Annotated in this window: 13 protein-coding genes; 1 reads left to right on the plus strand and 12 read right to left on the minus strand. The window is 65.3% G+C overall.

What is annotated here, in order from left to right; all coding sequences use genetic code 11:
• Positions 1-69: 69 nt before the first annotated feature.
• The 9 genes from KYK29_RS11980 to glyA form a co-directional block, all read right to left on the minus strand.
• A complete protein-coding gene (locus KYK29_RS11980) occupies positions 70-2,205 on the minus strand; it encodes a sodium-translocating pyrophosphatase (RefSeq protein ID WP_254691122.1) in 2,136 nt (711 codons plus the stop codon).
• Between the two features lie 163 nt (positions 2,206-2,368).
• On the minus strand, positions 2,369-3,601 hold the full coding sequence (locus KYK29_RS11985; protein ID WP_254691123.1) for an MFS transporter: 1,233 nt from the start codon (positions 3,599-3,601) through the stop codon (positions 2,369-2,371).
• Between the two features lie 45 nt (positions 3,602-3,646).
• Positions 3,647-4,132: a transcription antitermination factor NusB gene (nusB, locus tag KYK29_RS11990; RefSeq protein ID WP_254691124.1), complete on the minus strand. Its 486-nt coding sequence runs from the start codon at positions 4,130-4,132 to the stop codon at positions 3,647-3,649.
• Positions 4,129-4,590 carry a 6,7-dimethyl-8-ribityllumazine synthase gene (gene ribH, locus KYK29_RS11995; RefSeq protein WP_254691125.1) on the minus strand — a complete coding sequence of 154 codons (462 nt, stop codon included), beginning with the start codon at positions 4,588-4,590 and terminating at the stop codon, positions 4,129-4,131. The genes nusB and ribH overlap by 4 nt, the downstream gene beginning before the upstream one ends.
• Positions 4,591-4,705: 115 nt before the next feature.
• Positions 4,706-5,860, minus strand: coding sequence for a GGDEF domain-containing protein (locus tag KYK29_RS12000; protein ID WP_254691126.1), 1,155 nt, complete (start codon positions 5,858-5,860; stop codon positions 4,706-4,708).
• Positions 5,861-5,969: 109 nt separating this feature from the next.
• Positions 5,970-6,587: a riboflavin synthase gene (locus KYK29_RS12005; protein WP_254691127.1), complete on the minus strand. Its 618-nt coding sequence runs from the start codon at positions 6,585-6,587 to the stop codon at positions 5,970-5,972.
• Positions 6,572-7,702: a bifunctional diaminohydroxyphosphoribosylaminopyrimidine deaminase/5-amino-6-(5-phosphoribosylamino)uracil reductase RibD gene (ribD, locus tag KYK29_RS12010; RefSeq protein WP_254691128.1), complete on the minus strand. Its 1,131-nt coding sequence runs from the start codon at positions 7,700-7,702 to the stop codon at positions 6,572-6,574. The genes KYK29_RS12005 and ribD overlap by 16 nt, the downstream gene beginning before the upstream one ends.
• Positions 7,703-8,182 (minus strand): transcriptional regulator NrdR, encoded by a 480-nt coding sequence (gene nrdR / locus KYK29_RS12015; protein WP_254691129.1) that lies wholly within the window; start codon positions 8,180-8,182, stop codon positions 7,703-7,705.
• 69 nt (positions 8,183-8,251) lie between these two features.
• On the minus strand, positions 8,252-9,550 hold the full coding sequence (gene glyA, locus KYK29_RS12020; protein WP_254691130.1) for a serine hydroxymethyltransferase: 1,299 nt from the start codon (positions 9,548-9,550) through the stop codon (positions 8,252-8,254).
• A 250-nt stretch (positions 9,551-9,800) separates the two neighbouring features.
• Here glyA and chrA point away from each other — a divergent pair, with 250 nt between their 5' ends.
• Positions 9,801-11,018, plus strand: a complete 1,218-nt coding sequence (gene chrA / locus KYK29_RS12025) for a chromate efflux transporter (protein WP_254691131.1) — start codon at positions 9,801-9,803, stop codon at positions 11,016-11,018.
• 69 nt (positions 11,019-11,087) lie between these two features.
• Here chrA and KYK29_RS12030 read toward each other — a convergent pair whose 3' ends face one another.
• From KYK29_RS12030 to KYK29_RS12040, 3 genes are all read right to left on the minus strand, one after another.
• Positions 11,088-12,419 carry a L,D-transpeptidase family protein gene (locus KYK29_RS12030; protein WP_254691132.1) on the minus strand — a complete coding sequence of 444 codons (1,332 nt, stop codon included), beginning with the start codon at positions 12,417-12,419 and terminating at the stop codon, positions 11,088-11,090.
• A gap of 256 nt (positions 12,420-12,675) precedes the next feature.
• Positions 12,676-13,185 (minus strand): transcriptional regulator LdtR, encoded by a 510-nt coding sequence (gene ldtR, locus KYK29_RS12035; protein WP_254691133.1) that lies wholly within the window; start codon positions 13,183-13,185, stop codon positions 12,676-12,678.
• A gap of 130 nt (positions 13,186-13,315) precedes the next feature.
• Positions 13,316-13,714, minus strand: a complete 399-nt coding sequence (locus KYK29_RS12040) for a DUF6163 family protein (protein WP_254691134.1) — start codon at positions 13,712-13,714, stop codon at positions 13,316-13,318.
• Positions 13,715-13,872: the final 158 nt, after the last annotated feature.

Raw genomic sequence — 13,872 nt, forward strand, 5'->3', positions numbered from 1 at the left:
TCATCGGAAAAATCGACGAAAAAACCGCGGGGATGACGATCCCCGCGGTTTTTTTCCTGCTTCCCCTCCTCAGGCGAGGATGGCGAGCAGCAGGAGCGCGACGATATTGGTGATCTTGATCGCCGGATTGACGGCCGGGCCGGCGGTGTCCTTGTAGGGATCGCCGACCGTATCGCCGGTGACGGAGGCCTTGTGGGCTTCCGAGCCCTTCAGGTGACGGTTGCCGTCCTTATCGACGAAGCCGTCCTCGAAGCTCTTCTTCGCGTTGTCCCAGGCGCCGCCGCCCGAGGTCATGGAAATCGCCACGAAAAGGCCGTTGACGATAACGCCGAGCAGCGAGGCTCCGAGCGCCGCGAAGGCGGAGGCCTTCGAACCGGAGATGAGCAGCACGCCGAAATAGACGACGAACGGCGCCAGCACCGGCAGCAACGACGGCACGATCATCTCGCGGATCGCCGCCTTTGTGAGAAGGTCCACGGCCCGCCCGTAATCCGGCCGCTCGGTCCCCGCCATGATGCCGGGCTTCTCGCGGAACTGCCGCCGCACTTCCTCGACGATGGCGCCCGCCGCACGGCCGACGGCGGTCATCGCGATGCCGCCGAAGAGATACGGAATGAGACCGCCGAAGATCAGTCCCGCCACCACATAGGGATTGGAGAGATCGAAGGAGATCGCGCCGACATCCGCGAAATACGGATATTTGTCGCCGTTCGCCGCGAAATAGGCGAGGTCGTTCGAATAGGCGGCGAAGAGCACCAGCGCGCCGAGACCGGCCGAGCCGATCGCATAGCCCTTGGTGACCGCCTTCGTCGTATTGCCGACGGCGTCCAGCGCGTCGGTGGACTTGCGCACCTCCGGGTCGAGGCCCGCCATTTCGGCGATCCCTCCGGCATTGTCGGTGACCGGACCGAAGGCGTCGAGCGCCACGATCATGCCGGCGATGCCGAGCATGGCGGTGACGGCGATGCCGGTGCCGAAAAGGCCGGCGAGCTGATAGGTGGAGATGATGCCGCCGACGATGACGATGGCCGGCAGCGCCGTCGATTCGAGCGACACCGCAAGGCCCTGGATGACGTTGGTGCCGTGGCCGGTGACGGAGGCCTGGGCGATGGAATTCACCGGGCGCTTGTTGGTGCCGGTGTAATATTCGGTGATCACCACGATCAGCGCGGTAACCACGAGGCCGATCAGTCCGCAGGCGAAGAGCGCGCTGCCGGTGATCTCCATGCCGTTCACCGTGCCGATGACACCCCAGCCGACGGTCGCCGACGTGGCGGCGGCAAGACCGAGGATCGACAGCACGCCCGTGACGATGAGTCCCTTGTAGAGGGCGCCCATGATCGAGCCGTTGGAGCCGAGCTTCACGAAGAAGGTTCCGACGATGGAGGTGATGACGCAGGCCGCGCAAATCGCCAGCGGATAGGCCATGGTGCTGGCCAGGATCGGCGTGCCGGCAAAGAAGATCGCCGCGAGCACCATGGTGGCGACCACGGTCACCGCGTAGGTCTCGAAGAGATCGGCCGCCATGCCGGCGCAATCGCCGACGTTGTCGCCGACGTTATCGGCGATGGTGGCCGGGTTGCGCGGGTCGTCCTCTGGAATGCCGGCCTCGACCTTGCCGACGAGGTCGCCGCCGACATCGGCCCCCTTGGTGAAGATGCCGCCGCCGAGGCGGGCGAAGATCGAGATCAGCGACGCGCCAAAGCCGAGCGCCACGAGGGAATCGATGACCTGCCGCGAGGCGGTCTCATGGCCGAGCGGGCCGGTGAGCACCCAGTAGTAGATCGACACCCCGAGCAGCGCCAGACCGGCGACCAGCATGCCGGTGATCGCACCGGACTTGAAGGCGATATCGAGACCGGAGGACAGGCTGGCGGACGCGGCCTGCGCCGTGCGGACGTTGGCGCGCACGGAAACATGCATGCCGATGAAGCCGGCGACCCCCGACAGCACCGCACCGATCAGGAAGCCGATCGCGGCCGTTGCGGACAGAAGGAGCCAGGTGCCGACGAAGACGACGACCCCGACGATGGCGATGGTCTTGTACTGCCGGGTGAGATAGGCCTGCGCCCCTTCCCGGATGTAGCCTGCAATTTCCTGCATGCGGGCATTGCCCTGATCCGCGGCAAGCACCGACCGTATCGCCCAGATGGCATAAACCACCGAGAGCAATCCGCATGCAATCACGCCCAACAATATGGTCATTTAGCTCTGTCCTCCTTAAGGGCCGCAAAACCCTCTCGCCGCGGCCGTGACGCGCCGATACCGCCTGCCTCCTCACAGACGATGCCGGTGCGGGGAGAGAGTGCGTTTGAGAATCGGTTGCGTCAAGTCGCCGCGGCAGGACAGCACTCCTGCCGGGAAGATTTCACGCTCCGGCGGGAACCCGGCGCGAGCGCAGCAGCAGAAGAACGATCAGGAGAAGGCTGACGCCCGTCACCGGCCAGAACACCAGATTGATCGTCTGCCAGCCATAGGCGTTGAACACCTTGCCGGACGCGAAGGAGGCGAGCGCCACCGTGCCGAACAGAACGATGTCATGGAAACCCTGCACCTTGTCGGCCTCGTGCGGGCGATAGCTGGAGGCGACGATGGCCGTCGCGCCGATGAAGCCGAAATTCCAGCCGACGCCGAGCAGGATCAGCGCCCCCCAGAAATTCCAGAGTTCGATGCCCATATGGGCGACACCGGCGCAGGCCATGAGGATGATGAGGCCGGCGGCGACCACCTTCTCCGTTCCGAACCGCTGGATCAGCATGCCGGTGAAGAAGCTCGGGGCGAACATGGCGAGCACATGCCACTGGATGCCGAGGGTCGCAAGCTCCGTGGAAAAGCCGCAGCCGATCACCATGGCGAGCGGCGCGCCGGTCATCATGAAGGTCATCAGCGCATAGGAGGAAATGCCGCAGACCATGCCGGTCATGAAGCGCTGGGTCAGGACGATCTCCCGCAACGGTCGCGCCGTCTCGCCGGCGGCGACCGCCTCCGCCTTGCGGTCGGGCAGGCGCAGCAGGAGGAAGAGCACGATGGCGGCAAGGCAGATCGGCGCGAAGGCGAGGAAAGCGCCCGCGAAAAGCACCGGGAAGAACAGGTCCTTGGTGAAGATCACCACCTGCGGGCCGAGGATGGCGGAAACGACCCCACCGGCCAGGATCCACGATATGGCGCGCGGCTTGTAGAAGGACGGAGACGCATCGGCCGCCGCAAAGCGGATCTTCTGCGTAAAGCCCCCCGAAATGCCGATCAGCACGAAGCCGGTAGCGAAAAGCCAGAAATCGCCGCGAAACAGCGCGATGGCGGCAAGGATGCCGCCTCCCGCGCCGAGAAGCGCCCCCACGATGAAGCCGAAGGCGCGGCCGAGAAGACGGGCGGCGATGGCGACGAAGACCGCGCCGAGCGCCACGCCGACGTTGAAGCCGGTCAGCGGCGCGGTGGCGAGCGACTTGTCGTCGCCGAGCAGATCGTAGCCGGCCAGGCCGCCGATCGAAAATGCGATCGGCCCGGCGGAAGACAGGAGTGCCTGCGCGGCCGTCAGCAGGAAGACGTTACGGCGCGCGGCGGAGAGTTCCCGCCCGAGCCCATCGACCGCGATCGTACTCATCGTGACACCGCTCCTTATCGTCGCTGGATTTTCGCGTTGACGCGCCTATTTGCGCGCATCCGGGCGAAGCTGGCGGGCGATGCGGTCGAGGACCGCGTTCACCAGCTTCGGTTCCTCGTCCTCGAAGAAGGCCTTGGCGATCTCGACATACTCCGTGACGATGACCGCAATGGGAATGTCCTTGCGTTCCTTCAACTCGAAGGTTCCGGCGCGCAGGATCGCCCGGACGGTGGAATCGAGCCTCGACAGCGCCCAGTCGTCCTGGAGCGCGGTGCCGATCAGCGGGTCGAGCAGACGCTGGTCGCGCACCACCCCCGACACGATCGAGCGGAACCAGCCGGCGTCGGCCTTCAGGTAGGTGTCGCCGTCCAGTTCCTGGCCCAGGCGGTGCGCTTCATATTCCGCGACGATCTCGAGCAGGCCGGTGCCGCCGACGTCCATCTGATAGAGCGCCTGCACGGCGGCAAGGCGCGCTGCCCCCCGCTGATTGGCCAGTCTGACCGGCGGCTGCTGATCCCGGTCCGCGTTCACTGTTCACCGCCCAGTTTCTGTTTCAGCGCGATCATCGTCAGCGCCGCGCGCGCCGCAAATCCGCCCTTGTCGCCCTCCGAGCGGCGGGCGCGCGCCCAGCCCTGCTCGTCATTTTCCACCGTCAGGATGCCGTTGCCGATGGGCAGGCTTTCACTGACCGCGAGATCCATGAGGGCGCGGCTCGATTCGTTGGCGACAATGTCGAAATGATAGGTCTCGCCGCGGATCACCATGCCGAGGGCGACGAAACCGTCGTACCACGTTCCGCCGTTCTCCATGCCGTCGAGCGCCATGGCGATGGCGGCGGGAACTTCCAGCGCGCCCATCACCGTCACGACATCATAGGTCGCGCCGGCCGCATCGAGCGCCTGCCTGGCGCCATCGAGCATCGCATCGGCCATGTCGTCGTAAAAGCGCGCCTCGACGATAAGAAGATGAGGATTATCGGGGTTGGCCATGGTTCACCTGAAAAACTGGACGTGCCGCATCGATCGCGGGCGGAACGGGGGTCAAACCATGCCCGCGCCGCCTTGGCAAGTGCTTTCCACAGCATGCCGCCATATCGCCGGCGGCTCAGGCGATGCGCAATCGCTCCCGGGCCTGCGAGATCCGGTTGCGGCCTTCCTGTTTCGACAGATAGAGCGCCTTGTCGGCGGCGTTGAGAAGCACGTCGAAGGAAAACCGCTCATGCTCGGCGAAGGCGACGCCGGCGCTGACGGTGCAGGAGACCGCATCGCCATCCGCCGGGATGGTCTGCATGGAGAAATCGGTGCGGATGAGTTCGGCAAGCAGCATCGCCCGGTCCGGGGCGACGCGCTCCAGGACAAGGGCGAATTCCTCGCCGCCCAGGCGGGCGGCGACGGCGGCGGCCGGTGCATGACCGGTCATGACACGGGCGAAAGCGCAAAGCACCGCATCGCCGACAGCGTGACCGTGGCGGTCGTTGACCGCCTTGAAATGATCGAGGTCGAAGGCGATCACCGCGGCATGCGCTTCGACGCCCTTCTCACCGTAGCGGTCGAACAGGGCCCGACGGTTCAGGAGGCCGGTCAGCGCATCCGTCATGGCTTCGCGGCGGTTGCTGGCGGCGACACGCCACTGGTTGAGCGCCAGCGACATCGCCCCGATACCGGTAATGCCGACGATGGCCACGATCAGATTGAGATCCTCCGCCCAATTGTCCGGCGCACCTTCCAGAACCCAGGCGCCATCGTGGATAAGAACCAGCGCGCAGAGCAGAAAGGAGATCGTCGTCAGGACGTAGAGCAGCGAGATGCCGGTGAGCGGGAGGGGCGCTTCCGCGCGGCTGCGCCAGTATTCCCAGGCCGTCATCGCAAGAAGCGCGGCCAGTAGCACATTGAAGGCGATGAAACCGAGGCCGCTGTAGCCGGCGACCATGAAAGGCAACGTGAATGCCGTCGAAACGGCGAAAGCGGCGAGGATGCGGTAGCGTCCCGGGCGACCGGTGCGAAAGCGCCAGGCCGCGCCGTAAATAAAGGAGAAGCTTGCCAGTTGCAGGGCGAAGCAGAGGCACCCCAGCAACACATCCGGCCGGGTCACATAAGCATTATAGACCGCAACGGCCGGGACCGTCAGGCCGATACCGATGGCCCAGGACAGAAGGAACCGCTCAAGCCGGGAGGAAAGCCAGGAGGCGAACAGGGTTCCCGCCAGGCAGAAGCCCGACAGACCGATCGCCAGCAGTAACGTATGATAGTCGGGAGCCATTCGGCCGCAATCTCCAGGAGGCCCTTGCGGGGGCAACCTAAACTGCAAGAGGTATCATTATCGTTACAGCGGCGCAGAGCGGCGCGGGAATTTTCGCTTGCTGGCCGGTTCACGCGCCAGCGGCGGGAAATTCCGCAAGCCGCGCGGCATAACGCGCCATCGTGTCGACCTCGAAATTGACGAAATCGCCGGCCTTGCGATCTCCCCAGGTCGTGACCTCCAGCGTATGGCGGATGAGCAGGACATCGAAGACCGTCCCGTCCACGGCATTGACCGTCAGCGACGTGCCGTCGAGGGCAACCGAGCCCTTCGGCGCAACGAAACGTTCGAGCCCCTCCGGCGCGCGAATGCGGAAGCGGGTCGCGTCTCCCTCCGCCTCGACCGAGAGGATTTCCGCCTTGCCGTCGACATGACCGGAGACGATATGGCCGCCGAGTTCGTCGCCGATCTTCAGCGAGCGTTCGAGGTTGACCCGGGTGCCGGCCTTCCAGCCGGCGATGGTGGTGAGACGCAAGGCCTCTTCCCAGGCCTCGACCTCGAACCAGCGCTCGTTCGAACCCTTCTCCGGCAGGGCCGTCACCGTCAGGCAGGTCCCGGAATGGGCGATGGAAGCGCCCATCGCGATGGTGGCCGGATCATAGCCGGTGCGCAGGCGCAGACGCACGCCCTCGTTCATGGGCTCGACCGTCTCGACCGTTCCGATATCCGTGACTATGCCCGTAAACATCCATCGCCTCTTTCATATTCTTCCAGATTGTCCGCACCGTAGCCGGCTGTGCGACGAAGTGTGAAGCCTTCCGGCATCCGGCCGGATACACATGGGGATTCGATCCCGTCCTTGCCAAGGACCACAGGCCCCGTGAACAGGAGAATGCGATCGACAAGGCCCGCGTCGAGGAAGGATCCGGCCGTCCGTGCGCCGCCTTCGACGAGCAGCGAGGACATTCCGCGCGTAGCGAGCGCCATCAGCAGGTCGTCGAGCCGGCGCGGATCGCAGCGCAGGATTTCGACGCCCATGGCCTCCAGGGCGGCGGCGCGGGCAGCGCGGGTGCCGGGGTCCACGTCCCCGACGAGCCCGTCCTGCGCTTCCGTCGTCACCACCATGACCGGCACGTCTTTCGCGGTCCGCGCCAGTCTCGACGCCGGTGAAAGCTCGAGCCGCGGATCGAGCACGATGCGCGCCGGCGAACGGTCCTGAAGCCCCGGCAGGCGGCATGTCAGCTCCGGATCGTCGGCAAGCGCCGTGCCGATGCCGACGAGGATCGCGTCCGTCTCCGCCCGCAGGACATGCACCTGTCCGCGCGAGACCGGTCCGGTGATCGCCACCTGCCCCGTTCCCGCCCGCCCGATCATGCCGTCGGCCGAAACCGCAAGCTTCAGAGTCACATGCGGCCGTTTCCTTGTCTGGCGGATGAGATAGGCGGCGAGCGCATCGCGGCCTTCCGCCTCCAGGACGCCGGTCCTGACGACGATGCCGGCATTTTCGAGGATCGACAGCCCCCTGCCCGCGACCCGCTCGTCCGGATCGGTGACGGACACGACGACGCGCGCGATGCCGGCGGCGACCAGCGCCTCCGCGCAGGGCGGCGTCTTGCCGTGATGGGAACAGGGTTCCAGCGTCACATAGGCGGTTGCGCCGCGCGCGGCGGCGCCGGCTTCGGCCAGCGCCTGCGTCTCGGCATGCGGCCGCCCTCCCGGCGCGGTCACGGCGGAAGCGAGCACGACGCCGTCACGAACGATCAGGCAGGCGACGGACGGATTGGTGGCGGTCAGGCCGAGATTGCGGCGGCCGAGGCGGAGCGCCGCCGCCATGAAGCGCGCATCTTCCCCGGCCGCCGGCATCTAGCCTTCCACGCCCGGATCGCGGGCGATCTTGGCGGCGACTTCGGCAAGGATCTTCTCGAAGTCGTCGACATGGGAGAAATCGCGATAAACGGAAGCATATCGAACGAAGCCGACGTCATCGAGCGCCTTTAGCGCCTCCAGAACCTGAAGGCCGATTTCCTCGGAGGAAATCTCCGTCTCGCCGGAGCTTTCCAGCCGGCGGACGATGCCCGAGACCGCGCGTTCGATGCGGTCCCGGTCGACGGGGCGCTTGCGAAGCGCAATCTCGAAGGACCGGGAGAGCTTGTCACGGTCGAAACGGGCCTTGCGGCCCGTCTTCTTGGCGACCATCAGCTCGCGCAACTGCACCCGTTCGAACGTCGTGAAACGACCGCCGCAATCCGGGCAGATACGGCGGCGGCGAATGGCCACTCCGTCCTCGGCCGGGCGGGAGTCCTTCACCTGCGTATCTTCCGAACCACAATAGGGGCAGCGCATGCCGGCTCTGTCTCCTCGTCTTCAGGCAAGCGGGAGCGGGAAACCGCCAGGCGATTTCCCGCAGGCCGCTCACATATAGGGGTACATGGGGAAGCGGTCGGTGAGTTTCACCACCTTTTCCCGCACGGCCGTCTCGACCGCCGCATTGCCCTCGTCGGAATTGGCGGCCTTGAGACCGTCCAGGACCTCGACGATCAGGTTGCCGATTTCCTGGAACTCGGCCTCCTTGAAGCCGCGGGTCGTGCCGGCCGGGGTGCCGAGGCGGACACCGGACGTAACGAAGGGCTTCTCGGGGTCGAACGGAATGCCGTTCTTGTTGCAGGTGATATAGCCGCGGCCGAGGGCTGCTTCGGCGCGCTTGCCGGTCGCGTTCTTCTTGCGCAGGTCGACCAGCATCAGGTGGTTGTCCGTGCCGCCCGAAACGATGTCGAGGCCGCCGGCCTTCAGCGTCTCGGCAAGCGCCTTCGCGTTCTTGACGACCTGAGCGGCATAATCCTTGAATTCCGGCTGAAGCGCCTCGCCGAAGGCGACAGCCTTGGCGGCGATGATATGCATCAGCGGGCCACCCTGAAGCCCCGGGAACACGGCCGAGTTGATCTTCTTGGCGATGTCCTCGTCGTTGGTCAGCACGACGCCGCCGCGCGGGCCGCGCAGCGACTTGTGGGTCGTCGTCGTGGCGACGTGGCAATGCGGGAACGGCGAGGGATGCTGGCCGCCGGCGACGAGGCCGGCGATATGGGCCATGTCGACCATCAGATAGGCGCCGACCTCATCCGCGATCTCGCGGAAGCGCTTCCAGTCCCAGATGCGGGAATAGGCGGTGCCGCCGGCGATGATGAGCTTCGGCTTGTTCTGGCGCGCCTTCTCGGCGACGTCGTCCATGTCGAGCAGGTTGTCGCCCTCACGCACGCCGTAGGAAACGACGTTGAACCATTTGCCGGACATGTTGACCGGCGAACCGTGCGTCAGATGGCCGCCGGAATTCAGGTCCAGTCCCATGAAGGTGTCGCCGGGCTGGAGCAACGCGAGGAAGACGGCCTGGTTCATTTGGCTGCCGGAGTTCGGCTGCACGTTGGCGAAATTGACGCCGAAGAGCTTCTTGGCGCGCTCGATGGCGAGTTCCTCGGCGATATCGACGAACTGGCAGCCGCCATAGTAGCGCTTGCCCGGATAACCTTCGGCATATTTGTTCGTCATGATCGAGCCCTGCGCCTCAAGCACGGCGCGCGAGACGATATTCTCCGAAGCGATCAGTTCGATCTCGTGACGCTGGCGACCGAGTTCCTTCTGGATGGCGCCGAAGATATCCGGATCGGCATCGGCAAGCGTACGGGTGAAGAAAACATCGGTGGCGGAAGACTGGCTCATCCTCGAGGCTCCTTAAGGTCCAAGTGACACGGTGTTTATCGTCCTCGCATGGGCAGGGCAAGACACGCTCCACGGTTTGCGCCATTTGCGCACGCCTTATGGAACAAAAACGACAGAGGCCGCCGGCGGCTTCGGGCGCGCTCTTCACCGGCGACGCCGGCCCGTCAAACCCGCCCCCATCCGGGCGGCATCTTCCGGTCGTCATCTCCGGCTGATAATCCGGTCGGGACCGACAGTTCAGGAGCAGCCGATGACCGACCATGCCGCAGACCGGAAGGCCGCCTCCGGCCGGGGAAGCGCGACGGAAGTTTTTGCCGTCTTCCTCAAGCTCGGCCTGACGTCCTTCGGCGGCCCTATCGCCCATCTCGGATATTTCCGGGACGAACTGGTGGTGCGGCGGCGCTGGCTTGACGATCGCGCCTATGCCGATCTCGTCGCGCTCTGCCAGTTCCTGCCGGGTCCGGCGTCGAGCCAGGTCGGCTTCGCCCTCGGCATGATGCGGGCGGGATGGCCGGGAGCGCTTGCGGCCTTTACGGCCTTCACCCTGCCGTCCGCGCTCGTCCTTATGGCTTTCGCACTGACCGCCGCCACGGCCGCCGCCGGGCCGGGCGGCGGCGCGCTGCACGGCCTCAAGATCGTGGCCGTCGCCATCGTGGCGCAGGCGGTATGGGGCATGGCGAGGAACCTCTGTCCGGACCGCGCGCGCGCCGCCATCGCGGTTCTAGCCGTCGCGATCGTAGCCTTCGCGCCGGGGGCTTTCGGCATGGTCGGCGCCATCGCGGCCGGCGCGGCGCTCGGGCTCCTCCTCGGCCGGGCAATGCCGCGGCCGGCGGACAACCGCCTTGCGCTCCCCGTTTCCCGAAGCGTGGCCGTCGCGGCCATCGTCGCCTTTTGCGCCCTGTTGATCCTCCTGCCGCTCCTGGCGGAGCAATCGCGGGCGCTGGCCGTTTTCGACAGTTTCTATCGGGCGGGCGCGCTGGTGTTCGGCGGCGGCCACGTCGTGCTGCCGCTTCTCGACGCCGAGGTCGTCCAAAGCGGGCAGATCTCGTCCGACGTCTTCCTCGCCGGCTATGGAGCCGCCCAGGCGGTGCCGGGACCGCTCTTCACCTTCGCCGCCTATCTCGGCGCGGTGTCCGGTTTGCAGCCGAACGGCGTGATCGGCGCCGGCCTCGCACTCGCGGCGATCTTCCTGCCGGGTTTCCTCCTGCTGGTCGGCGCCCTGCCCTTCTGGGACCGGTTCCGGACCATGGCGAAGGTGCGATCCCTGATGCAGGGCGCAAACGCCGCCGTCGTCGGCATCCTCGCGGCCGCGCTCTATTCGCCGGTTTTCACCACCGCGATCGGCAACCCCCGCGATTTCGCCCTGGCGGCTGCGGGTTTCGTGGCGCTGACCGCCTGGAACGCGCCGCCATGGACCGTGGTCGGCCTTTCGGCCCTCGGCGGCGCGGCTCTGGCGTTGATCGGCTGACGACGCAAACGCGAAGGCCGCGCCTTCCCGCAAGAAGACGCGGCCTTTTTCATTGGTGACGACGATGCCTTATTGCGGCAGGAAATCGCTTTCGACGGCCCCGACGGCGACGCCGCCTTCCTGGCCGTAGCCAGTTTGCAGCGCCAGTTCCGTCGCGCCGTCCTTGTGGTAGATGTCGTCGCGGAACTGGATCGCCCGGTCCGACGCCGCCCAGGCGGTGATATAGGTGAAATAGACCGGCACTTCCTCAGCGAGCCGGATCGGCGTGTTGACCCCGCTCTTGATCGTCGCCTCCATCTGCTGGCGCGACCAGTCGGGCGTTTCCTTGAGCAGCCAGACGGAAAGATCGCGCACGTTCTGCACGCGCACGCAACCGGACGATTCAAACCGCATCAACTTGTTGAACATGCCCTGCTGCGGGGTGTCATGCATATAGACCGCATGCTCGTTGTGGAAGTTGATCTTCGTCGAGGACATGGCGTTGATCTTGCCCGGATCCTGGCGGAACATCAGGTTCGGCGCCTTCTCGGCGTTCCAGTCGATCGTTTCCGGTGCGACCTCGTTGCCCGAGGCGTCGAAAAGGCGGATCGCGTTTCGCGACAGATAGGTCGGATCCTTGCGCATCAGCGGCATGATATCCTTCTGGATGATCGAGCGCGGCGCCGTCCAGTAAGGATTGAGGATGACCTCGTAGATCTTCGAGTTGAGGACCGGCGACTGACGGTCGATCTTGCCGACGATCGCGGTGTGGCGCAGCGCGACGCGGCCGTTTTCCACAGCCTCGATATAGGCGGCGGGAATATTCACCACAACGTAGCGGCGGCCGAGATCGCCCGACATCGATTGCAGGCGCACGAGGTTCGTCCGCAACTGGCCGAGACGGATATTGGCGGAAACGTTCAGCGCCTTCAGCGTATATTCGCCGACCGCCCCATCGGCCGGAAGCCCGTGGCGGGCCTGGAAGCGCTTCACCGCGCCATCGACATAAGAATCGAAAGCGCTGGAAATGCCGGCCGAACGCGACAGGTCGCCGGAGATGATCAGGCGCTGGCGAAGCTGCTGGACGGCGGGATCGTTAACACCGATCTGGAGCTTCTGCTGGGCGTTGACCATCGGCCAGCCGCCATTGGCGACAATGTCCTGATACTCCACGATCGCCTGCTGGAGATTGGCCGCGCTGTCCGCGCCGAAGATCGGATTGTTGGAAACCACGGCGGTGGCGCTGCGCGACGCCCTGGCGTCGAACTGGTCGTCCCAGTTGCCGCGGCGCGACGAGCCGAGAATCTCATCGATCGCCGACTGCGCGGAGGCCGAGCCGGCCACCGCGGCGGCGCCGAGCGTCACAGCGGAGCGCAGGAATTTACGGCGCGAGAACACATCAAATCCGGTTTTGCGAGACATCTATCCTACCATATCCAGAAGGCGCCTTCGGGAGGCCAGGGGGCATGGCGCACCATGCGGTCGTTCCCATGCAGCTATCACGGATAGGGTTAACAAACGCAAACCGGCCCTGCCGCTTCTAGACTGCACTGCCGGATGTCACAGTAATATGGCCAATTCGTGGTCCGGACAATGTCGCCGTTCAAGCCGCGAAAACGACCGGACCGGATGCGCAGGGACGCACCCGGTCTTGCTGGAGGCCGGCCGGAACGCCTTCTTACAGGCGATAGAGGATCGAGTCGTTCCAGAAGCGGTCGAGACGCTGCAACAGCTTGTTCATCTGCGAGAATTCGCTCTCGCCGATGCCGCCGACCTGCTCGATCGAACCGATGTGTCGTTCATAGAGCTGCGCCACGGTCTCGGCGATCTCCTGGCCGGCCTCGGTCAGGCTGATGCGGACCGAGCGACGATCGATGCGCGAGCGCTGATGGTTGATGAAGCCGAGATCGACCAGCTTCTTCACGTTATAGGACACGTTCGAACCGAGATAGTAGCCGCGCGAGCGCAGTTCGCCGGCCGTCAGTTCGGAATTTCCGATGTTGAACAGCAGCAGCGCCTGGATGGCGTTGACGTCGGAGCGACCGGCGCGGTCGAATTCGTCCTTGACCACGTCGAGCAGACGGCGATGCAGGCGCTCGACGAGATGGAGGGATTCCAGATAGAGGGAACGGATCGCCTCTTCCTGCGGTTCAACGGCGACGGCCTGCGGCTTCATCTTGGTGTTCATCGTACTGCCTCACTGTTTCGTTTGGCGGCGTTGGTTTGGTTTCCCGCCTTGAGTGAGACCCTATCGAATGCATCTAAAATTCTACTTAAACCGCAGCCTTAACAGCACCTTACCGGAAATCGATCCTGTTTCAGGGTGAATCAGACCTTACCGCTCTCGCCTGCTTGCGGCGCATGACGAAGATTGCCGCCCGGAACAGGACGAAAACCACCACCACCGCGATGTGCAGGAAGACGACGCCCCGGTTGGCGCCGAAGATCGACGGGAAGACCTCATGCATGACGATTTCGGTGGCGGCGGCGATGAGCCAGACGACCGGCCCCCAGGACACGAGAAGCCACAGGCCGACGGCCGCGACCGGGAAGAGCACGGCAAGGGCCGTTGAAGCCGCCTTCCAGGCCGGCGGCAACAGGTCGAACCGCCCCCTCCCCTCCAGGCTGAACCCGGTGACCATCGCCCAGTATTGCAGCGCGTACCACAGGCCCACGACCGCCACGAGCCGCAGGAACAGCGCAAACGATCTTTCCAACAGCCCCGCTTTCGGAGCTTTCGCAGAATCAGCAACCATGGTGCGAACAGTAAGGGCAAGGCGAAGCCGCATAAAGCCGTAAACGGGCGAGGCCCTCCTTCTGCCGCAGAATGCCGCAGCGCCTGCCGGCCGCAACATGGTTTGATCGGCCGCGCCTG

It is taken from the genome of Shinella daejeonensis, from assembly GCF_024281235.1.
GTDB lineage: Bacteria > Pseudomonadota > Alphaproteobacteria > Rhizobiales > Rhizobiaceae > Shinella > Shinella daejeonensis.